22 protein-coding genes are annotated in these 21543 nt (G+C 70.4%); 16 read left to right on the forward strand and 6 right to left on the reverse strand.

The window, feature by feature from the left end:
• Positions 1–63 precede the first annotated feature (63 nt).
• Positions 64–639: a hypothetical protein gene (locus tag ACFTZC_RS29820; RefSeq protein WP_382895018.1), complete on the reverse strand. Its 576-nt coding sequence runs from the start codon at positions 637–639 to the stop codon at positions 64–66.
• Between the two features lie 116 nt (positions 640–755).
• On the opposite strand from ACFTZC_RS29820, the gene hemL reads away from it, so the two are divergent.
• From hemL to ccsB, 7 genes are all read left to right on the forward strand, one after another.
• A complete protein-coding gene (gene hemL, locus ACFTZC_RS29825) occupies positions 756–2099 on the forward strand; it encodes a glutamate-1-semialdehyde 2,1-aminomutase (protein ID WP_382894915.1) in 1344 nt (447 codons plus the stop codon).
• Entirely contained in the window at positions 2096–2803 is a 708-nt protein-coding gene (locus ACFTZC_RS29830; RefSeq protein WP_382894916.1) for a histidine phosphatase family protein, read from the forward strand. The genes hemL and ACFTZC_RS29830 overlap by 4 nt, the downstream gene beginning before the upstream one ends.
• A gap of 238 nt (positions 2804–3041) precedes the next feature.
• A complete protein-coding gene (locus ACFTZC_RS29835) occupies positions 3042–4346 on the forward strand; it encodes a hypothetical protein (protein WP_382894918.1) in 1305 nt (434 codons plus the stop codon).
• A 156-nt stretch (positions 4347–4502) separates the two neighbouring features.
• Entirely contained in the window at positions 4503–5123 is a 621-nt protein-coding gene (locus ACFTZC_RS29840; protein ID WP_382894920.1) for a TlpA family protein disulfide reductase, read from the forward strand.
• A 4-nt stretch (positions 5124–5127) separates the two neighbouring features.
• Positions 5128–5928, forward strand: coding sequence for a cytochrome c biogenesis CcdA family protein (locus ACFTZC_RS29845; RefSeq protein ID WP_382894922.1), 801 nt, complete (start codon positions 5128–5130; stop codon positions 5926–5928).
• 34 nt (positions 5929–5962) lie between these two features.
• Complete coding sequence (locus tag ACFTZC_RS29850; protein ID WP_382894924.1) at positions 5963–7714, forward strand: cytochrome c biogenesis protein ResB; 1752 nt, start codon at positions 5963–5965, stop codon at positions 7712–7714.
• On the forward strand, positions 7711–8802 hold the full coding sequence (gene ccsB, locus ACFTZC_RS29855) for a c-type cytochrome biogenesis protein CcsB (RefSeq protein WP_382894926.1): 1092 nt from the start codon (positions 7711–7713) through the stop codon (positions 8800–8802). Before ACFTZC_RS29850 ends, ccsB begins: the two co-directional genes overlap by 4 nt.
• A gap of 91 nt (positions 8803–8893) precedes the next feature.
• Here ccsB and ACFTZC_RS29860 read toward each other — a convergent pair whose 3' ends face one another.
• On the reverse strand, positions 8894–9388 hold the full coding sequence (locus ACFTZC_RS29860; RefSeq protein ID WP_382894928.1) for a nucleoside deaminase: 495 nt from the start codon (positions 9386–9388) through the stop codon (positions 8894–8896).
• 5 nt (positions 9389–9393) lie between these two features.
• Positions 9394–9828 carry a PLD nuclease N-terminal domain-containing protein gene (locus tag ACFTZC_RS29865; RefSeq protein WP_382894930.1) on the reverse strand — a complete coding sequence of 145 codons (435 nt, stop codon included), beginning with the start codon at positions 9826–9828 and terminating at the stop codon, positions 9394–9396.
• Positions 9829–9914: 86 nt separating this feature from the next.
• On the opposite strand from ACFTZC_RS29865, the gene ACFTZC_RS29870 reads away from it, so the two are divergent.
• Both ACFTZC_RS29870 and mqnP read left to right on the forward strand, forming a co-directional pair.
• The gene (locus ACFTZC_RS29870) at positions 9915–11366 is read left to right on the forward strand and encodes a menaquinone biosynthesis decarboxylase (RefSeq protein ID WP_382894932.1); all 1452 of its coding nucleotides are present in this window, start codon (positions 9915–9917) and stop codon (positions 11364–11366) included.
• Positions 11363–12265, forward strand: a complete 903-nt coding sequence (gene mqnP, locus ACFTZC_RS29875; protein WP_382894933.1) for a menaquinone biosynthesis prenyltransferase MqnP — start codon at positions 11363–11365, stop codon at positions 12263–12265. Before ACFTZC_RS29870 ends, mqnP begins: the two co-directional genes overlap by 4 nt.
• Before the next feature lie 27 nt (positions 12266–12292).
• Here mqnP and ACFTZC_RS29880 read toward each other — a convergent pair whose 3' ends face one another.
• Positions 12293–12907 carry a rhomboid family intramembrane serine protease gene (locus ACFTZC_RS29880; protein WP_382894935.1) on the reverse strand — a complete coding sequence of 205 codons (615 nt, stop codon included), beginning with the start codon at positions 12905–12907 and terminating at the stop codon, positions 12293–12295.
• 107 nt (positions 12908–13014) lie between these two features.
• Between ACFTZC_RS29880 and ACFTZC_RS29885 the strand changes: the two genes are divergently transcribed.
• From ACFTZC_RS29885 to ACFTZC_RS29905, 5 genes are all read left to right on the forward strand, one after another.
• The gene (locus ACFTZC_RS29885) at positions 13015–13758 is read left to right on the forward strand and encodes a UbiX family flavin prenyltransferase (RefSeq protein ID WP_382894937.1); all 744 of its coding nucleotides are present in this window, start codon (positions 13015–13017) and stop codon (positions 13756–13758) included.
• A gap of 117 nt (positions 13759–13875) precedes the next feature.
• Complete coding sequence (locus ACFTZC_RS29890) at positions 13876–14328, forward strand: Lrp/AsnC family transcriptional regulator (RefSeq protein WP_382894938.1); 453 nt, start codon at positions 13876–13878, stop codon at positions 14326–14328.
• A 102-nt stretch (positions 14329–14430) separates the two neighbouring features.
• The gene (gene mqnE, locus ACFTZC_RS29895) at positions 14431–15624 is read left to right on the forward strand and encodes an aminofutalosine synthase MqnE (RefSeq protein ID WP_382894940.1); all 1194 of its coding nucleotides are present in this window, start codon (positions 14431–14433) and stop codon (positions 15622–15624) included.
• A gap of 13 nt (positions 15625–15637) precedes the next feature.
• Entirely contained in the window at positions 15638–16168 is a 531-nt protein-coding gene (locus tag ACFTZC_RS29900) for a GNAT family N-acetyltransferase (RefSeq protein WP_382894942.1), read from the forward strand.
• 62 nt (positions 16169–16230) lie between these two features.
• Positions 16231–16539: a DUF4229 domain-containing protein gene (locus ACFTZC_RS29905; RefSeq protein WP_382894944.1), complete on the forward strand. Its 309-nt coding sequence runs from the start codon at positions 16231–16233 to the stop codon at positions 16537–16539.
• A 25-nt stretch (positions 16540–16564) separates the two neighbouring features.
• On the opposite strand, the gene ACFTZC_RS29910 is transcribed toward ACFTZC_RS29905, so the two are convergent.
• Positions 16565–17287 carry a response regulator gene (locus ACFTZC_RS29910; protein ID WP_382895020.1) on the reverse strand — a complete coding sequence of 241 codons (723 nt, stop codon included), beginning with the start codon at positions 17285–17287 and terminating at the stop codon, positions 16565–16567.
• A gap of 29 nt (positions 17288–17316) precedes the next feature.
• Positions 17317–18204 (reverse strand): sensor histidine kinase, encoded by an 888-nt coding sequence (locus ACFTZC_RS29915; RefSeq protein ID WP_382894946.1) that lies wholly within the window; start codon positions 18202–18204, stop codon positions 17317–17319.
• Between the two features lie 192 nt (positions 18205–18396).
• On the opposite strand from ACFTZC_RS29915, the gene ACFTZC_RS29920 reads away from it, so the two are divergent.
• Complete coding sequence (locus tag ACFTZC_RS29920) at positions 18397–19107, forward strand: ABC transporter ATP-binding protein (RefSeq protein ID WP_382894948.1); 711 nt, start codon at positions 18397–18399, stop codon at positions 19105–19107.
• Complete coding sequence (locus tag ACFTZC_RS29925; protein ID WP_382894950.1) at positions 19104–21419, forward strand: FtsX-like permease family protein; 2316 nt, start codon at positions 19104–19106, stop codon at positions 21417–21419. Before ACFTZC_RS29920 ends, ACFTZC_RS29925 begins: the two co-directional genes overlap by 4 nt.
• The last annotated feature ends 124 nt before the right edge of the window (positions 21420–21543 follow it).

Raw genomic sequence — 21543 nt, forward strand, 5'->3', positions numbered from 1 at the left:
ACGCTTCCGGCACTGAAAGGGGCGAGGTCCGAAGACCCCGCCCGATACCAACGAAACCGCAGGTCAGGGCCACACCAAGCAGTACGGCTGGTGCCCCGCCTCGTGCAGGCGGACCGAGAAGTCCTGCCATTCGTGCAGCAGTTGGTAGACGTTGTACGCGTCCTTCGGGCCGCCCCGGTCCGGGACCGTCGACCAGATGAAGGCCGCCGCGCCCACCGATTCCTCGCCGATTCCGCGCAGCGGGTCCACCACCGTCATGGGGAGCTTGACCACCGCGTAATCCGGGTGGAGCACGACCAGTTCGAGGGGCGGGACCTTGTGCAGGGGCATGCCCTGAATGCCCGTCAGGACCATCGCCGCTATCGTCTCGGGCTTGATCTTGGTGAACATGCCGCCCATGCCCAGCTCGTCGCCGCCCAGTTCCTCCGGGCGCATGGAGATGGGGACGCGGGCCGCCGTGGCGCCGTCGGGCGCGCCGAAGTATTTGTAGGTCACCCCCACCCGGCCACCACTCCTGATTTCCGGAGCCTCCTCGCGCGCCTCGCGCTCGGGGCGCTCGCCGCGTCGGTGTTTTCCACGCCGGGCAGGCTCGGGTCCCAGGTCGTCCGTCCCCTCGCCCAGTCCGCCACCGCGATGCATATCTCCACCCGACCACTCGCAGCCCTGGCCGCGCAACCCGATCATCGTGACAGTGACCTCCCCCACGAACGGCCGGTGAAACACCTGTCCGCAGATACGTCGGAGCCTCTGACACCATGGATTGCGTGAGCTTCCCCTATGACGCCCCAGTTTCGCAGACACTCTTTGACCGTGCGGCCCTCGTGACACCCGGAGGCGTGAACTCTCCCGTCCGCGCCTTCCGGGCGGTGGGTGGTACGCCCCGGTTCATGGTGTCCGGTAATGGTCCATACCTCATCGATGCGGACGGTCGCGAATATGTCGACCTCGTCTGTTCCTGGGGTCCGATGATTCTCGGTCATTCCCACCCGGAAGTGATCGCCGCCGTCCAGGCCGCGGTCGCGCGCGGTACCTCCTTCGGTACGCCCGGTGAGGGCGAGGTCGCGCTCGCCGAGGAGATCGTGGCCCGGATCGCGCCCGTAGAGCAGGTGCGGCTCGTGTCGTCCGGTACCGAGGCGACCATGTCGGCCATCCGGCTCGCCCGCGGCTTCACCGGGCGGGCGAAGGTCGTGAAGTTCGCCGGCTGCTACCACGGGCACGTCGACGCACTCCTCGCCGCGGCCGGCTCCGGCGTCGCCACGTTCGGGCTGCCGGACACCCCCGGGGTGACCGGCGCGCAGGCCGGCGACACGATCGTCCTGCCGTACAACGACCTCGACGCCGTGCGCAGCGCCTTCGCCGCGCACCCCGGCGAGATCGCCTGCGTGATCACCGAGGCGTCGCCGGGCAACATGGGCGTCGTACCGCCGAGGGACGGGTTCAACGCCGGGCTCAAGGAGATCTGCGCCGCCGACGGCGCGCTGTACATCTCCGACGAGGTGATGACCGGGTTCCGTACGTCCAAGGCCGGCTGGTACGGCGTCGACGGCGTCGCGCCCGACCTGATGACCTTCGGCAAGGTCATGGGCGGCGGCTTCCCCGCCGCCGCGTTCGGTGGCCGCGCCGACGTCATGGGGCGGCTCGCCCCCGCCGGGCCCGTCTACCAGGCGGGCACGCTCTCCGGGAACCCGGTCGCCACCGCCGCCGGCCTCGCTCAGCTCCGGCTGCTCGACGACGCGGCGTACGAGAAGGTCGACGCGGTCTCCGCGCAGATCCAAGGGATCGTGACGGCCGCGCTGAGCAAGGAGGGTGTCGCCCACCGGGTGCAGACGGCGAGCAACATGTTCTCCGTCTTCTTCACGGCCGACGAGGTACGTGACTACGAGGGGGCCAAGCGGCAGGAGTCCTTCCGCTTCACCGCCTTCTTCCACTCGATGCTCGCCGACGGCGTCTACCTGCCGCCGTCGTCCTTCGAGTCCTGGTTCGTCTCCACCGCCCACGACGACCGGGCCGTCGAGCGGATCGCCGCGGCGCTGCCCGCCGCCGCCCGTGCCGCCGCCGAGGCCACGGACCCCGACACCCAGCCGGAGAGTGCCGCATGAGTCAGAGTGCAGGGAACAGCGCGGCGAGCGGTGCGGAGATCACCGTCGTCCATCTGATGCGGCACGGTGAGGTGCACAACCCGGACGGTGTCCTGTACGGCAGGCGCCCCGGCTACCACCTCTCCGAGCTGGGGCGCCGGATGGCCGACCGGGTCGCCGAGCACCTCGCGGGCCGGGACATCACCCATGTCGTCGCCTCCCCGCTGGAGCGCGCGCAGGAGACCGCCGCCCCGCTCGCCAAGACGCACGGGCTGACCCTCGACACCGACGGCCGGCTGATCGAGGCGGCGAACGTCTTCGAGGGCAAGACCTTCGGCGTCGGCGACGGCGCGCTGCGCCGACCGGCCAACTGGAAGTACCTCACCAATCCCTTCCAGCCGTCCTGGGGGGAGCCGTACGTCGACCAGGTCGTACGGATGATGGGCGCGCTGAACGCGGCACGGGACGCGGCCCGCGGCCACGAGGCCGTCTGCGTCAGTCACCAGCTGCCGATATGGATCGTGCGGAGCTTCGTCGAGCGGCGCAGGCTCTGGCACGACCCGCGGCGGCGGCAGTGCACGCTCGCCTCGCTGACGAGCTTCACGTATCAGGGCGACAGGATCGTCTCGGTCGGCTATTCCGAGCCGGCCCGCGATCTCGTACCGGCGCACCTGCTCGCCGGTGCCCGGCCGGTGAAGGGCGGGGCCAAGGCGTTCGGTGCCTGAGCGCGGTCCTGTCCTTGGACTCGGACTCGGGCGAGGCCGGTTCTGTCCTCGGGCTTGGTCCCGGTCTCGGTTTCGGGCCCCTGTGACTGCGACTGTTTTTGTCACAGTCACTGTTACGTGCGTAAAGATCTGACACGTTTAGGAACCTCCGCGTTCGGTAGCAGCTCCTACGAGTTGCCGCTTGTAAGACTTGTATGAGCGGCGCACTTACGGACGTACGAGCGCGGATGGGACCTGTATGCGCCACATCAGTCGGAGGAGTCTGCTGGGAGCCGGAATGGGAGCCGCGGCCGCGATGGGTGTCGCGGCCTGCTCCACCGGTCAGGGCGCGTCAGGCGGGAGCGGCGCGGACAAGGCCAGTGGCGGGAGCGGAAGCGGAAAGCCGGACGGCGGCTCCGGGGCCAAGAAAGGCCGGCGTATCGGGGACGGTTCCACTTCCGACACCGGAAAGCAGCCCCACCAGCCGGAGGCGCCGGTCCCGTTGGAGCCCGGCCAGACCCCGCCGCAGTTCGTGGTCTTCTCCTGGGACGGGGCGGGCGAGGTCGGCAACGGCCTCTTCCCCCGCTTCCTCGAACTCGCCAAGGACCACGGTGCGGCGATGACCTTCTTCCTCTCCGGGCTCTACGTGCTGCCCGAGTCGAAGAAGACCCTCTACCGTCCGCCGAACAACCCCGTCGGCGCCTCCGACATCGGTTATCTCACCGACCCCCACGTCAAGGACACGCTCAAGAATGTCCGCCAGGCGTGGCTGGACGGCCATGAGATAGGCACGCACTTCAACGGCCACTTCTGCGGCGGCTCCGGCACCGTCGGGAACTGGACCCCCGAGCAGTGGCGCAGCGAGATAGACCAGGCCGTCTCCTTCGTCACGGAATGGCGCACGAACACCGGCTGGAACGATCTCGACCCGCTGCCCTTCGACTACCGCAAGGAGCTGATCGGCGGCCGTACGCCGTGCCTGCTCGGCCAGGAGAACCTGTTGCCGACGGCCAAGAAGCTGGGCTGGCGGTACGACGCGAGCTCGCCCGGCGGCACCCAGGTCTGGCCGGACAAGCTGCAGGGGATATGGAATTTCCCGCTGCAGGCCGTGCCGTTCCCCGGGCATTCCTTCGAAGTCCTCTCCATGGACTACAACATGCTCGCGAACCAGTCGAAGAACTCGACCAACGGAATGCCGTCCCGCTATCCGGAATGGCGCAAGCAGGCCGCCGGCGCCTATCTCGCCGGATTCAACCGCGCGTACGAGACGAATCGCGCGCCGTTCTTCATCGGAAACCATTTCGAGCAGTGGAACGGCGGGATCTACATGGACGCCGTGGAAGAGGCGCTGAAGGGAATGGCGGGCAAGAAGGACGTACGGCTGGTGTCCTTCCGGCAGTTCACCGACTGGCTCGACGTCCAGGACCCGGCCGTGCTCGACAAGCTCCGCGGACTCGGTGTCGGACAGGCGCCTACCGGCGGCTGGAACGCTTTTCTGAAGACGGCCACCGCTGGAGCCGAAACCGCTGGAGCCGACACCGCCGGAGCCGCCACCGGAGGCTGAGGCATCGGAACTTCGGGCGGGGCTCCGGGGGCTCTTTCGAGGAGCCGCCGAAACGCCGGGGCCGCCGAAACGTCCGCAGAAGTCTTTACATCGGGCTTTTACGGGCACCCAGGGGGGTGCCCAAGATCCTCGAATCGCCCATGCGAAACTTTTCACATGAACTCAGGCCGCGCCCCACGACGCCGTCCGGACCGTCGCCTCCGCGCCATCCTGCCCCTTGTCGTCGCCGCGTCGGCGATGACGTTCTCGGCCTGCGGCAGCGGCGGCAAGTCCGGCGGCGGCGGTGACACCAACTTCGTGACGAACACCGGAGGCATCTCCACCGTCGCGGCGGCGGACCGGCTGCCCGTCAACAAGATCGAGGGCCAGACCCTCGAAGGCGAGAAGCTCGACATCGCCGACCTCAAGGGCAAGATCGTCGTGCTGAACGTCTGGGGTTCCTGGTGTCCGCCCTGCCGCGCCGAGGCCCCGCACTTCGCGAAGGTCTCCAAGGAGACCGAGTCGAAGGGTGTGGCCTTCGTCGGGATCAACACCCGGGACGCCAACAAGGGGCCCGCGCTCGCCTTCGAGAAGGATTACGGCATCGGCTATCCGAGCCTGTACGACCCGGCGGGCAAGCTCATCGTCAGCGGCTTCCCCAAGGGCAGCCTGAACCCGCAGTCGATCCCCTCCACCATCGTGCTCGACCGGGAGGGGAAGATCGCGGCGCGCTCGTTGATGGCGCTCAACGAGGAGAAGCTGCGGAAGATGATCGACCCGCTGATCGCGGAGAAGTGATCCCGTGCAGTTTCAGCTCCAGGGCGACCACCTCGACCAGGCCAGGTTCCTCGCCGAGGCGACCGGCGGGAACGAGACCGTCACCAGCGGGGCGCTGCTGATCGCCCTGCCGATCGCGCTGCTGGCCGGGCTGGTCTCGTTCTTCTCCCCGTGTGTGCTGCCGCTCGTGCCCGGCTACCTCTCTTACGTCACCGGCATCAGCGGCACCGATCTGGCGGACGCCCGGCGCGGGCGGATGCTCGTCGGCGCCTCTCTCTTCGTCATCGGTTTCACCGCGGTCTTCGTCTCGGGCGGGGCGCTCTTCGGCTACTTCGGCAGCACGCTCCAGGAGTACCGCGGGCCCCTCTCCAAGATCCTCGGCGTGCTCATGATCATCATGGGCGTGTTCTTCATGGGCATGATGCCCTGGATCACCCAGCGCGAATTCCGCTTCCACCGGCGTCCGGTGACCGGCCTCGCGGGCGCCCCGCTGCTGGGCGCGCTCTTCGGGATCGGCTGGACGCCCTGCCTCGGTCCGACGTTCTCCTCCGTCAACGCGCTGGCGTTCGACCAGGCGAGCGCCGGCCGCGGGGCCATACTGACCGTCGCGTACTGCCTGGGGCTCGGTGTGCCGTTCGTGCTCGGCGCGGTGGCCTTCCGCAAGGCGCTCGGCGCGTTCGCCTGGATCAAGCGCCATTACACCTGGGTGATGCGGATCGGCGGCGGCATGATGATCGTGACCGGTCTGCTGCTGGTGACCGGTGCGTGGGACAGCATCGTGCAGGCGACACAGACCTGGTCCAACGGCTTCACGGTGGGGATCTAGTTCCATGAGCAAGGCGTCCACGAGCGGGAATTCCATGAGCGACACGGACACGGAAAAGGATAAAAAGGGCACGGAGGGGGAGGTCGGTCGCGACCGTACCGATCCCGCCGACGCCCGGGAACTCGGCGCCGCCGGCTCCCAGCTCTCCACCGCCCCCCGCGAGGAGCGTTACGAGAGCGTCGGCGGCGGCCCCACCCTCGGGATCATCGGCTGGGCCCGCTGGTTCTGGCGGCAGCTCACCTCCATGCGCGTCGCGCTGATCCTCCTCTTCCTGCTCTCCCTCGGCGCCATCCCCGGCTCCCTGATCCCGCAGACCAGCGTCGACGAGCTCAAGGTCCAGGACTTCAAGGACCGCCACGAGACGCTCACGCCGATCTACGACAAGCTCCAGCTCTTCGACGTCTACAGCTCGGTGTGGTTCTCCGCGATCTACATCCTGCTGTTCATCTCGCTCATCGGCTGCATCGTCCCGCGCACCTGGCAGTTCGTCGGCCAGTTGCGGGGCCGCCCGCCGGGCGCCCCCAAGCGGCTCACCCGGCTGCCCGCGTACACCACGTGGCGCACCACCGCCGAGCCCGAGGACGCCCGTACCGCCGCCCTCGCGATCCTGAAGAAGCGCCGCTTCCGCGCCCACACCGTCGGTGACGCCGTCGCCGCCGAGAAGGGGTACCTCCGCGAGGCCGGCAACCTGATCTTCCACATCTCGCTGATCGTGATGCTCCTCGCCTTCGCCGCCGGCCAGCTCTACAAGTCCGAGGGCGGCAAGCTCGTCGTCGAGGGCGACGGCTTCGCCAACACCCTCACCCAGTACGACGACTTCAGGTCCGGCTCCCTCTTCGACACGAACGACCTCGCGCCCTTCAGCTTCCGGCTCGACAAGTTCGTCGGTACGTACGAGCGCAACGGCCCCCAGCTCGGCACGCCCCGCACGTACCAGGCGAACATCCACTACACCGACGGCGCGGAGGGCGAGGAGCGCAAGTCGGTCATCAAGGTCAACAAGCCGCTTGAGGTGGACGGCTCCAAGGTCTATCTGATCGGTCACGGGTACGCGCCCGTCGTCACCGTCAGGGACGGCCGCGACGAGGTGGTCTTCAACGGCGCGGTGCCGCTGCTGCCGATCGACAGCAATGTCTCGTCCACCGGCGCCATCAAGGTGATGGACGGCTACCGGGACAAGAACGGCAAGAAGGAACAGCTCGGCTTCGCCGCGTTCTTCGTGCCCACCTACGGCGGCGGGGAGGGCGGCGCGAACAAGATGTTCTCGCGGTTCCCCGCACTCGACTTCCCGGTGCTCAACGTGGGCGCGTACCACGGCAGTCTCGGTGTCGACGCCGGGATGCCGCAGAACGTGTACCAGCTCGACACCCGCAAGATGAAGGCGTTCAAGGACGCCAAGGGCGACGTGCTGAAGAAGACCCTGCTGCCGGGCGACAAGCTCACGCTCCCGGACGGCGCCGGATCGATCACCTTCGAGAAGGACGTCAAGGAGTGGGCGACGTTCCAGATCTCGCACCAGCCCGGTGACGCCTGGGCGCTCGCCGGGGCGGTCGGGGCCATCGGGGGGCTGGCCGGATCGCTCTTCATCCAGCGGCGCCGGGTCTGGGTCCGGGCCGTGCGGGGCGCCGACGGCGTCACCGTTGTCGAGATGGCGGGCCTCGGCCGCAGCGAGTCCGCCAAGCTCCCCGAGGAACTGGCCGAACTGGCCCACACCCTCCATTCAGAGGCGCCCAGCGCGCCTGCAGCCGCACGTGAGACCGACGAAGCCGAAGGGGCCGAGAAGTGACTCTCGCCGCCGCAGCAACCAACGAAAGCCTGGCGCAGACCAGCAACGTCCTGATCTATTCGGCGATGGCCGTCTACATGCTGGCGTTCTTCGCCCATATCGCCGAGTGGCTGTTCGGCAGCCGCAGCAAGGTCGCCCGTACGGCCGCCGCCCTGACCGGTGACGCCAAGGGCGGCGCGGCGAACGCCGTACGGATCAAGGCCGAGCAGCGGGGCGGGGCCACCGCCGTCCTGGAGCGGCCGAAGATCATCACCCGTTCCGCCACCGGGGCCCGCGACCTCCCGGACGGCCCCGGCGCGGCGGGCGGTGACGAACAGGGCGACCTGTACGGCCGGATCGCCGTCTCCCTCACCGTCCTCGCCTGGGCGATCGAGGCGGCGGGTGTGGTCACCCGCGCGCTGTCCGTACAGCGGGCGCCGTGGGGCAACATGTACGAGTTCAACATCACCTTCACCACGGTCGTCGTCGGGGTGTACCTCGGCCTCCTCCTGATGAAGAAGAACGTCCGCTGGCTCGGCCTGCCGCTGATCACCACGGTCCTGCTCGACCTCGGCCTCGCGGTCACCGTCCTCTACACCGCCAGCGACCAGCTGGTGCCGGCCCTGCACTCGTACTGGCTGTGGATCCACGTCTCCACCGCGATCTTCTGCGGCGCGGCCTTCTACGTCGGCGCGGTCGCCACGCTGCTCTACCTCTTCCGGGAGCGGTACGAGTCCAAGCTGGCCGCCGGGGTGAAGCCGGGCGCCTTCGCCACCTCCGTGCTGGAGCGGCTGCCCGCCTCGCCGACGCTCGACAAGTTCGCGTACCGCGTGAACGCCGCCGTGTTCCCGCTCTGGACCTTCACGATCATCGCGGGCGCGATCTGGGCGGGCGACGCGTGGGGCCGCTACTGGGGCTGGGACCCCAAGGAGGTCTGGTCCTTCATCACCTGGGTGGCCTTCGCCGCGTATCTGCACGCGCGCGCGACGGCCGGCTGGAAGGGCCGCAAGGCCGCCTATCTGGCGCTGATCGCCTTCGGCTGCTGGCTGTTCAACTACTACGGCGTCAACATCTTCGTCAACGGGAAGCACTCGTACGCGGGCGTCTGACGCGTACACATCGGCGGAGGCGCCCCGCGCGGATCACTTCCGCGCGGGGCGCCTCCCTGTCGTACGGCGGTCTCTGCCGTCACCGGGGGGCTCAGCCCTCGCCGATGTCCTGGCCGATGTCGCCGATGTCTTCGCCGATGTCTTCGTGCCACAGCTCCGGGCTCCGCGCGATGAACTCCCGCATCAGCGCCACGCACTCCGCCGCGTCGAGCAGCATGATCTCCACGCCGTGCTCCGCGAGCCAGTCATGGCCGCCGTGGAAGGTCTCCGCCTCGCCGATCACCACGCGCGAGATCCCGAACTGCCGTACCAGCCCGCTGCAGTACCAGCACGGCGAGAGTGTCGTCACCATCGTCGTGCCCCGGTACGAGCGCTGCCGTCCCGCCGCCCGGAACGCGGCCGTCTCGGCGTGCAGCGACGGATCGCCGTCCTGTACGCGGCGGTTGTGGCCCCGGCCGAGCAGGGTCCCGTCCGCGCCGTACAGCGCCGCGCCGATCGGGACGCCGCCCTCGGCCAGCCCGGCCCGCGCCTCGGCGACGGCGGTCGCCAGCCACTCGCGCGCCCGCGTCGTGCCCGGTCCCGTCACGGCCGTCAGGGCTTCGGCGGGGTGTCGTCGGCGCTGCCGCCGCCCTTCTCGCGCCGCTCGATCTCCTCCTCGCGGCGGCGCAGATCCGCCTCCCACCGTTCAAGGTGCGTGGAGTCGTCGTCCTCGGGCGTCTTGGCGGCCCTGTCCTGGGCGGCGTCGTCGGCACCGGCGCCCTCGTCGTCGTGCTTCTTGTCCTTGAGGGAGTTCAGGAAGTCCGGGTTGTCGTCCGGCGCCACCCAGCCGCCGCCCCGCGCCTTCGGCGTCCGCTCGCGCCCCACGATCAGCCAGGACACCGACCCGACCAGCGGGAAGAGCAGCACCAGGGTCGCCCAGATGGGCTTCGGGAGATACCGGATCTCCTTCTCCTCGGTGGTGATGCAGTCGATGAACGCGTAGATGCTGAGAGCCAGCGGCACCAGAATCATCAGCACCCGAAGCATGGAGCTCCCCCTGGTAAGTGGAGTTCGAGACCGGATCGCGGCCCCCGTGACAAGTCCAGCGTACCGAGTAGCAGATACTGGAGCGTATGGCTTACGACGATCTTCGCTCGCTCCTCCGGGCGCTGGAGCGCGACGGCGACCTCAAGCGCGTCAAGACCGAAGTCGACCCGCATCTGGAAGTCGGGGAGATCGTGGACCGGGTGAACAAGGCCGGCGGGCCCGCGCTGCTCTTCGAGAACGTGCGCGGCTCGTCCATGCCGCTGGCGATGAACGTGTACGGGACGGACCGCCGCCTGCTCAAGGCGCTCGGGCTCACCTCGTACAGCGGCATCAGCGACAAGATCGGCGGACTGCTCAAGCCCGAACTGCCGCAGGGCTTCATCGGGGTGCGCGAGGCGTTCGGGAAGCTCGGCGCGATGACCCATGTCCCGCCGAAGAAGATCAAGCACGCGCCCGTCCAGGATGTCGTCCTCACGGGTGACGACGTCGATCTCGACCAGTTGCCCGCGCTGTTCACCTGGCCCCAGGACGGCGGGGCCTTCTTCAACCTCGGGTTGACGCACACCAAGCACCCGGAGACCGGTGTCCGCAATCTCGGGCTCTACCGGCTCCAGCGCCATGACCGGCGCACCATCGGGATGCACTGGCAGATCCACAAGGACAGCCGGAACCACTACCAGGTGGCGGCCAAGCGCGGGGAGCGGCTGCCGGTCGCGATCGCGTTCGGCTGCCCGCCCGCTGTGACGTACGCCTCGACCGCGCCGCTGCCCGGTGACATCGACGAGTACCTGTTCGCGGGGTTCGTGCAGGGGCAGCGGATCGAGATGGTCGACTGCAAGACCGTGCCGCTCCAGGTCCCGGCCAACGCCGAGGTCGTCCTGGAGGGGTGGCTGGAGCCCGGGAAGACGCTGCCGGAGGGCCCGTTCGGGGACCACACCGGCTTCTACACCCCGCAGGAGGAGTTCCCCGCGCTCACCATCGACTGTGTGACGATGCGGGAGCGGCCGCTGCTCCAGTCGATCGTGGTCGGCCGGCCGCCGACGGAGGACGGGCCGCTGGGGCGCGCGACGGAACGGTTCTTCCTGCCGCTGCTGAAGATCATCGTGCCGGACATCGTGGACTACCACCTGCCCGAGTCGGGCGGGTTCCACAACTGTGCGATCGTTTCGATCGACAAGAAGTACCCCAAGCACGCCCAGAAGGTGATGCACGCGATCTGGGGCGCGCACATGATGTCGCTGACCAAGCTGATCGTGGTCGTCGACGCGGACTGCGATGTGCACGATCTGCACGAGGTGTCCTGGCGGGCGCTGGGCAACACCGACTACGCGCGCGACCTCACCGTCGTGGAGGGCCCGGTCGATCATCTCGACCACGCGTCGTACCAGCAGTTCTGGGGCGGCAAGGCGGGGATCGACGCGACGCGCAAGCTCCCCGAGGAGGGGTACACCCGGGACGGCGGCTGGCCGGAGATGGTCGAGTCCGACCCGGAGACGGCGGCGAAAGTCGACCGCCGGTGGAGGGAGTACGGGCTGTGACCAGCGCAGCGGCGGCAGTACCGCAGCCGGGCCGGACGAAGGCGTTCCTGCGGCTGGTGATGATCGAGCACTCGGTCTTCGCGCTGCCCTTCGCCTACATCGCCGCGCTGACCGCGATGTTCCAGCTCGACGGGACCGTCCACTGGGGCCGGCTGCTGCTGGTCACGGTCGCGATGGTCGGGCTCCGTACGTTCGCGATGGCGTGCAACCGGATCATCGACCGGGAGATCGACGCGCGCAATCCGCGCACGGCGGGGCGCGAGCTGGTGACGGGCGCCGTCTCCGTGCGCTCCGCGTGGACGGGCGCGCTGATCGCCGTCGTCATATTCCTCGGGGCGGCGGCGGCGCTCAATCCGCTCTGTCTGGCGCTCGCGCCGATCGCCGTGATCCCGATGGTGGTCTATCCGTACGGGAAGCGGTTCACCAACTTCCCGCACGCCATCCTCGGGGTCGCGCAGGCCATGGGCCCGGTCGGCGCCTGGCTCGCGGTCACCGGGAGCTGGTCGTGGGAGGCGGTGATCCTGGGCCTGGCGGTGGGGATCTGGATCGGCGGCTTCGACCTGATCTTCGCCTGCCAGGACGTGCAGGCAGACCGGGCGCACGGGGTGCTGTCCGTGCCGGCGCGCTTCGGTATCCCCGCGGCGCTGTACGGGGCGCGCGCGTCCCATGTGGTGACCACGGTGCTGCTGGTCTGGTACGCGCTGGCCACCGGCGCGGGGGTGTTCTTCTGGACCGGGCTGGTGATCGTCGTGGGCGCCTTCCTCTACGAGCACACGATCGTGAAGCCGCACGACCTGTCGCGCCTGAACCGGGCGTTCTTCTCCGTGAACGGGTTCATCGGGATCGCCCTGTTCGTGTGCGCCCTGCTGGATCTGCTGGTGCGCGGCCTCACTCTGTGACAGGCCCCGGGGCGGCCCTGAGCCGCCTCAGCCTATGAGTTCGTTCATGGGCGGCTTCCTGCGGTACATGAAGGCCGCCATGACGCCGCCTATCAGCCCGAAGAGATGGCCCTGCCAGCTCACCGCCGGGTTGGTCGGCAGGACGCCCCAGAGCGCCGAGCCGTAGACCGCCAGCACCAGCAGCCCCGTCACCATGTCCACCGCGCTGCGGTCCACGAAGCCGCGCACCAGCAGATAGCCGAGCAGGCCGAAGACCACGCCCGAGGCGCCCGCCGTGACGGAGTGGTCGGCGGCGGTGAGCCAGACGCCGAGACCGCCGACGACCATGATCGTCAGCACCACGGCGGCGAACCGGCGCAGCCCGTTCAGCGCGGCGAGGAAGCCGAGGATCAGCAGCGGCACGGTGTTGGACGCGAGGTGGTCGAAGCCGTGGTGCAGGAACGCCATCGGGATGACGTCCCGCAGCTCACCGAACTCGCGCGGGCTCAGCCCGTACGTACTCAGCGAGCCCGTCGCGCTGTTGAAGGCCTCCAGGACCCAGAGCAGCGCGACCCAGCCGGCCATGAGAGCGGCCGCGCCCTTCACCCGGTCGGTGCGGGTGCGCGGGGTCGATGTGGTCGGGTCGACGGGCGAGTACGGCATCGCAGGCCCCCCTGAGGTCCACGGTGATCCATGTGTTCCGTTGTGCGGAGAACGTCCGGGACCCGGCCGTCGGTTCCCGGCCGGGACCGCCGGATAGGCTCGGTGCCGTGAAGCCCGGATCGTACGCAGACCACCGCACCCCGAGCCCGACGGGGCGGCCGAGGCGGCCCTGGGTCGTCGGAGTCTCCGGCGCGTCCGGGACGCCGTACGCCGCCGCCGTGCTGCGCGGGCTGCTGGCGGCCGGTGAGAGCGTCGACCTCGTCGTCAGCAGGGCGTCCCGGCTGACCCTGCTCGACGAGACGGGCACCGGCTTCCGGGACGCGCACTGGCGGGAGGACCTGGCCGCCTGGCTGGCGCGCGGCGCCGACGGCAAGCCCGACACCTTCACCGGCGGGTCGGCGCCCGACCTCTCGGACGTACGGTACTGGGCCGCCGGGGACCTGGCCGCCGGGCCGTCCTCCGGTTCGTACGCGTCGAAGGGCATGCTAATCGTCCCCGCGTCCACGGCGTGCGTGGCCGGGGTGGCGCTCGGGCTCTCCAAGGACCTGCTCCAGCGCGCGGCGAGCGTGACGCTGAAGGAGCGCCGGAAGCTGGTCGTCACCGTACGGGAGACGCCGCTGAACGGGCAGACGCTGGAGCACCTGGTGACGCTGGACCGGGCGGGCGCCGTGGTACTGCCCGCCTCCCCGGCGTTCTACGCGGGCGCGACCCACATCCAGGACCTGGTCGACTTCGTCGCGGGGCGGGTGCTGGACGCGGCGGGGGTGGCGCACGGGCTGTACCGCCGCTGGGAGGGGGAGCTGGGAGGCGCGGGGGGCTCGGGGAGCCCGGGAGACTCCGGCGAGCGGTGAGGCTCGGCTGATCATTTCCTGAACCGGTTTGCTAAATTCGCAGGACTTCACCTCTTCATGCCTTAGATTCTCTCTATAACTTTGCGGGATTGCTGAACAATGGAAGGTTTCAGGCATATGGACGCCGTGGATCGGCAGCTCATCCAGGCCCTCAGGGAGAACGGCAGAGCCTCCTACGCCGAACTGGGCCGGCTCGTCGGGCTCTCCGGGCCCAGCGTCACCGACCGCATCAACCGGCTCGAAGCGGCGGGCGTCATCACCGGCTACCGCGCCACGGTCGACTCCGCCTCGCTCGGCCTCGGGGTCACCGCGCTGATCGGGATCTCGCTCTCCGACGCCGCCGACCACGAGGACGTGGCGCGCCGGATGCGCGACCTCGGGGAGATCGAGGACTGCTGGTTCATCGCGGGCGACGACTCGTTCATGCTCAAGGTCCGCGCGAGCGACGTCGACGGCCTGGAGAAGACGATCCGGCGGCTGAGCGGCACCAAGGGCGTCTCCCGGACCCGTACGACCATCGTCCTCTCCACGAAGTGGGAGAACCGGGTGGGCGAACTGCCCGAGGACTGACCGGGAAGCGGGGCGCGGAGGCGTGAGAAGGGGCGGACGGAGGGCCGCCTCGGGTTCTGTCGGTCCGGGGGCGTAGGCTCGACTGGCCCGATTGGTAGACGTATGGGAGGCGGCCTGATGACCGCATCTGTCCAAGATGTAGGCCTCAAGCGCGAGCTGGAAGCCAAGGTCCTGGCCGGTGAGCGGCTGACGCGCGAGGACGGCATCGCCCTGTACGAGTCGGACGACCTCGCCTGGCTCGGCGGGCTCGCCCACGAGGTACGGACCCGCAAGAACGGTGACGTGGTCCACTTCAACGTCAACCGGCACCTCAACATGACGAACGTGTGCACCGCGTCGTGCGCGTACTGCTCGTTCCAGCGCAAGCCGGGCGAGAAGGACGCGTACACGATGCGCATCGAGGAGGCCGTCCGCCTCGCCAAGGCGATGGAGGGCGAGAGCCTCACCGAGCTGCACATCGTCAACGGCCTCCACCCGACGCTCCCGTGGCGCTACTACCCCCGCTCGCTCAGCGCGCTCAAGGAAGCCCTCCCGCAGGTCTCCCTCAAGGCGTTCACCGCCACCGAGATCCACCACTTCGAGACGATCTCTGGGCTCTCCGCCTCCGAGATCCTCGACGAACTGATCGAGGCCGGCCTGGAGTCGCTCACCGGCGGCGGCGCCGAGATCTTCGACTGGGAGGTCAGGCAGCACATCGTCGACCACCGGACCCACTGGGAGGACTGGTCGCGCATCCACCGCCTCGCGCACGAGAAGGGGCTCAAGACCCCGTGCACGATGCTGTACGGGCACATCGAGGAGCCCCGGCACCGGGTGGACCACGTGCTGCGGCTGCGTGAGCTCCAGGACGAGACCGGCGGCTTCCAGGTCTTCATCCCGCTGCGCTACCAGCACGACTTCGTGGACATGAAGGACGGCAAGATCCGCAACCGCCTCCAGGCGCGCACCTCGATGGCGACGGGGGCCGAGGCGCTGAAGACCTTCGCGGTCTCCCGGCTGCTCTTCGACAACGTCCCGCACGTCAAGGTCTTCTGGGTGATGCACGGCGTGCAGACCGCCCAGCTCGCGCTCCAGCACGGCGCGGACGACATGGACGGCTCGGTCGTCGAGTACAAGATCACGCACGACGCGGACAACTACGGCACGCCCAACAAGCTCGGCCGGGAGGACCTGCTCGACCTCATCCGTGACGCGGGCTTCCGCCCCGTCGAGCGGAACACCCGGTACGAGATCATCCGCGAGTACCCGGGCCCGGACCCGGACCGCCGCGAGACCCCGCAGGCGATGCGGCTCTGAGGCGGGGGTTCTGATGGCGCTCACGTTCGAGCTGGATCCGGCGGTGGACCGCGCCCTGCGGGACGGGCTCCTCACGCTGTGGACGGACGTCTCCAACGCCGGTGGCGCGGTCGGGTTCGTGCCGCCGGTGACGGCCGAGGACATCCGGCCCGAGCTGGTCAGGCACTTCGCGTCGATGGACGAGGGCCGCACCCGGCTGCTGGTCGGGTACGACGAGGCGGGGGACGTCGCCGCGGTGGCGTTCCTCACCCTCAACACCCACCGGCTGATGCGCCACTGGCTCTGGCTCTACACGGTGATGGTCCACCCCCGGTACCAGGGCCGGGGGTACGGCCGCGACCTCATGGCCGCCGCGGCCGACGCGGCGCGCTCCGTCGACGGCATCGAGGCGATACGGCTCACCTGCCGGGGCGGCACGGGCGCGGACGCGTTCTACACGGCCTGCGGCTACAAGGAGGTCGGCCGGGTGCCGGACGCGATCCGGGTCGCCCCGGGCGACGACCGCGACGACATCACGATGCTGCTCCCGCTGAACCGGCACTGAACGGGGCGTGCTTCACTGTTCGTACGCCTTTCGGACATCCAGGAAGAGAGAGAAGGCCCGCTGTGACCGCTGTGAAGACAGGCGCCACCCTCCGGTACACCGCGATGCGCCTGGGCATCTTCGTCGGAAGCTTCGTCGTCGTCGCCGGACTGGTCCAGTTCGGTGTGCTGCCCAAGGGGCTCGGGGACTCGAACTTCATCTGGGTGCTGCTGCTGGCGATCGTCATCTCGGCGCCGCTCAGCTTCGTGCTGCTGCGCAAGCAGCGTGACGCCATGTCCGAGCAGATCGTCGGCAAGGTCGGCACCGCGAAGGCCCGGCTGGAGGCCAACCGGTCGCAGGAGGACGGCGCCGCCGTCCAGTCCCAGTCGTAACGGCGAAGGGTCCCTACGCGCGGCCCTACGAGCCCGTCCAGGAGGGCGGGTCGTGGTCGCCGGGGGCGACGAGTCCCGTCTCGTAGGCGACGACCACCGCCTGGGCCCGGTCCCGCAGGGCCAGCTTGGCGAAGATCCGGGCCACATGGGTCTTCACCGTCGCCTCGCTGAGCGTCAGGGCCCGCGCCAGTTCGGCGTTGGAGAGCCCCCGCCCCAGCAGGGTCAGCACCTCGTGCTCGCGGGGCGTCAGCGTGGCGAGATCACGGTGCACGGCCGGGGCACGGCCGCCCGGGGCCGCGCGCGGGGGACGACCGGACTCCGCGAAGCGCTCCACCAGACGGCGGGTGATCGACGGCGCGAGCAGGGCGTCGCCCGTGTCGACGAGGCGCACGGCGGCGGCGAGATGCGCCGGGGTGACGTCCTTCAGGAGGAAGCCGCTGGCACCGGCGGCGAGGGCGGCGTACACGTAGTGGTCGAGGTCGAACGTGGTCAGCATGATCACCCGGCACTCCGGGGCCCGGGCGAGCACGCGCCGGGCCGCCTCCAGACCGTCCATCACGGGCATCCGGATGTCCATCAGCACGACGTCGGGCCGCAGCTCGGACACCGCCGCCACCGCCTCGGCCCCGTCGCCCGCCTCGCCGACGACATCGATTCCGCGCGCCCGCAGGATCAGACAGAAGCCGGTACGGACCAGCTCCTGGTCGTCGGCGATCACCACCCGGGGCCCCGGCCCGGCCCCCGGCATCCCGGCACCCGGTGTTGCCGCCAACGCCGTCACGGCCGGTCCAGCGGGATCCGGGCGCGCACGCGGTAGCCGCCGCCGAGCCGGCGCCGGGCGTCCAGGTCGCCGCCGTAGACGGCCACCCGTTCCCGCAGCCCGATCAGCCCCCGGCCGGTACCGTCCGCCGGCCTCCCGGCCGTCCGGTCACGGGGGGCCGGCCCACCGCCGGAGAGCGTGCTCGGCCCGCTGTTCAGCACCTCGACCCGCAGGCTGCGCTCCGCGTACCGCACCGTCACCTCGGCCTTCACCCCGTCCCCGTGTTTGAGCGCGTTGGTCAGCGCCTCCTGGATGATCCGGAAGGCGGTGGCGTCGACACCGGCCGGCAGCGGACGCGGCTCCCCGGAGATCCGCACCTCCACGGAGAGCCCGGCGAAGGAGACCCGGTCGATCAGCGGGCTGAGCCGGCGCAGGCTCGGCTGCGGCGCCAGGACCGTACCGTACGGATCCGTACCGTACGGATCCACGGCGCCCGAGCCCGCACCGTACCGATCCGTACCGTACGGCGCGTCCTCGCCGTTCTGCGCCGGGGCCAGCAGGCCGAGCAGATGGCGCAGTTCGGTCATCGTGTCCCGCCCCGCGGTCTCGACGGCGGCCATCGCGGCCGCGGCCTCGTCGGGCAGCGCGGCCAGCACCTCGCGGGCCGCCCCGGCCTGGACGACCATCAGGCTCACGTTGTGGCTGACGATGTCGTGCAGCTCCGCCGCGATCCGGGACCGCTCCGCGTCGACCGCGGTACGCGCCGCGCTCTCCCGTTCCCGCTCCAGCAGCCAGCCCCGCTCCTCCACGGCCGCCCGGTGCGCCCGCCGGGCGCGCGCCAGCAGCACCGCCAGCCACCCCGCGGCCGCGCACGCCGCCACCAGGGCCGCGGTCAGCCATCCCACCGCCGCTGAACTCCCCACCCGTACCCCCGCCTCCGCCCGCCTCCGCGCGTCCCTGACACCCCCAGCCTCACAGCGACCGGCGCCGTCCGCGTCATCCTCCGGGCTGGCCGCGTACATCGCCGGGATGACGGTCCGGACCGGATACATCCCGCGCGTGACGCCGCGCACCGACGCCGCTTCTAGGTTCGTGCCATGACAACTGATGACGGCAGCCCGCCGCGGATCGTCGTACGGCTGGACGGCGTGCGCAAGGAGTACGGCGAGGCCAGGGCCCTGGACGGGATGTCGGTGGAGATCCGGGCGGGGGACGCGGTCGCCGTGATGGGGCCCTCCGGCTGCGGCAAGTCCACCCTGCTCAACCTGGTCGCGGGCCTCGACCGCCCCACCTCGGGCACGGTCGAGGTCAACGGCCAGGACCTGGGGGAGCTGAACGAGACCGGGCTTGCGCTGTTCCGGCGGCAGCACATCGGGATGATCTTCCAGTTCTTCAACCTCATCGACGACCTGCCGGCGCTCGACAACGTGGCGCTGGCCGCCCAGCTGACCGGCACCCCGGCCCGGCAGGCCCGGCTGCGCGCGCTGGAACTCCTCGACGAACTGGGCGTCGCCGACCGCAGGAACAGCTATCCGGCCACCCTCAGCGGCGGCGAGCGCCAGCGCGTCTCCGTGGCCAGGGCGTTGATGAACCGTCCGGCGCTGCTCCTGGCCGACGAGCCGACCGGAGCCCTCGACAGCCGCTCCGGCGAGCAGGTGATGGACCTGCTGATCGACCTCAACCAGATCGGCCAGACCCTGCTGATCGTCACCCACGACCCGCACCTCGCCACGCGCTGTGCCAGCCGCCTGGTCGAGATGGCCGACGGCCGGGCGGTCCGTACGAGCGCGCTGGAGCCGACCGTATGAGCGCCGTGTGGCGGGCCTCGCGCGGGGCCGTGCGGCGCCGCAGGCTCCAGACCTTCGTCATCGGTCTCGTCGTCCTCTGCTCCACGGTGACCGTGCTGCTGGCGCTGGCCGTGCTCGACGCCGCCTCCGCCCCCTTCGACCGGGCCTTCGCCGAGCAGCGCGGAGCCCACGCGGTGGCGAGCTTCGACGCCGCGAAGGTGTCGGACGAGCAGCTCGCGCGGACCGCCGGACGGCCCGGGGTCGCCGCGGCCGCCGGGCCGTTCGGGCAGGCCGTCCTTCAAGTGCCCGACAGCTGGCTGGGGAGGCCGTCCGGTCCCCTCACCGTGGTGGGCCGGGCCGCCACGGCGGGGCCCGTGGACCGGATCCGGCTGCTGACCGGACGCTGGGCCACCGCGCCCGGGGAACTCGTCGTCGACTGGGGGATCCAGGGCACGCCCGACTTGGACATGCTGGGCACCGAGCTGAAGAGCCCCGGCGCCCCGACGCTCACAGTCGTCGGCTTCGCCACCAGCATGAGCAAATCCGCCGGTGGCTGGGTCTCGCCCGAGCAGATGGCCGCGCTGCACCCGGCCTCGACCCAGATGCTCTACCGCTTCCCGGATTCGCGGACGGGGACGGAGAGGGGGCTGCGGGCCGCGCTGGACACCGCGACCGCTGGACTGCCCGACGGCGCGCTGACCGGGACGCAGTCGTACCTCACCCTCAAGCAGGCCTTCTCCGCGCAGGCCGACGCGTACCTCCCGTTCATGACGTTCTTTGGGGTGCTCGGGCTGCTGGTCTCGGTCCTGATCGTCGGGAACGTGGTCAGTGGGGCGGTGGTCTCCGGGTACCGGCACATCGGCGTGCTGAAAGCCCTCGGGTTCACGCCGAACCAGGTCGTCGCCGTCTACCTGACGATGGTGTCCGTGCCCGCGGTCGCCGGCTGCGTCCTCGGCACCGCGCTCGGCAATGTGCTGGCACAGCCCATTCTGGGGCTGGCCTTCGGCGGCATCGAGATCGGCACCGCTTCCATCGGCGTCAGCCCCTGGCTCTCCGCCGGCTGCCTGCTCGGCATGCCCGCCCTCGTCGTGCTCGCCGCGCTGATCCCCGCGTTGCGCGCCCACCGGCTGCCCGCCGCGCAGGCGATCAGCGCGGGCAGCGCACCACGGACCGGGCGCGGGCTGCGGGTGCAGCGGTGGCTCGGCGGTACGCGGCTGCCGCGCCCGGTGAGCCTGGGGCTCGGCCAGCCGTTCGCCCGGCCGGGCCGGACACTGCTGACCATGGCGGCCATCGTCCTCGGGGTCACCACCGTGACCCTGACCACCGGCCTGACCAGCACGATGGTCGCGTACGCGGGCGGGGCCCAGGGCGACGGCGCCGACCGGGTCAGGGTGGAGATGGCCGACCCCGGGGCAGGCGGGGCGGCGCCCGAGCTCGACGACCGCGGGATCGAGGCGCGGCTGCGCGCGCTGCCCGGTACCGACCGGATCACCGTCCGCGCGCTCACCAAGGCGCGCCTCACGGGCAGCGGCACCGCCACGCCGTTCCTCGATTTCTACTGGGGGGACACCCGGCCCCTCGCCGACCGGATCGTCCAGGGGCACTGGCCGGGCGGGCCGCGTGAGATCGCGGCCGGGCCGGGGTTCCTGAAGCAGAACGGGCTCGCGGTCGGCGACCGGACCACTCTGGACCTGAACGGCAGGCAGCTGCCCGTGACCGTGGTCGGCAAAGTCATCGACGGCGATGCCCGGTCCATGGAGGCGGGCCGGCGCACCATGGCCGAACTGGCACCGGACACCCCGGTCGTCGGCTACACGGTCCGGCTCGCTCCCGGCACCGACACCCGGTCCTATCTCAAGGCCGTCCGGGCGATCGATCCGGCGCTCCGCGCGTCGCCGCTCACCGCGAGCGCCGCCCCCGTCGTGGCCGTCATCACCTTCTCGACGGTGTTCACCGTGCTGCTGACCGTCGTCGCGGCCCTCGGCGTCTTCAACACCGTCCTGCTGAACACCCAGGAACGGCGGCGGGACCTGGGCATGCTCAAGTCGATCGGGATGACTCCCCGCCAGACGGTGCTGATGACGGTGACATCGGTCGCCGGGCCGGGCGCGGCCGGCGGGCTGCTCGGCATCCCCCTCGGGATCGTGGCGCACCGGCTGGTCGTGGACAACGTCGGGATCATCGCGTTCCCGGAGTCCATGAAGAACGTCTGGCACGCACCGCAGTTGACGGGCCTGGCGCTGGCGGGCGTCACGATCGCCGTGCTCGGCGCGCTGGTCCCGGCCCGGTCGGCGGCCCGCCTCACCATCGCCAGGGTGCTGCACAACGAGTAACCGCTGCGGGCTGCCGGGCCCCTGACGGGCCATAGGGTGGGCCCGGCAAGGCAGAACTGGTGGGGGCGGGAAGAGGGAGTCGGGAGTGGCTGCGGGTGGTGCGGCAGGGGCCGCAGGGGCTACG

Origin of the sequence: Streptomyces sp. NPDC056987 (assembly GCF_042673865.1) — a bacterium.
Classification (GTDB): Bacteria; Actinomycetota; Actinomycetes; order Streptomycetales; family Streptomycetaceae; genus Streptomyces.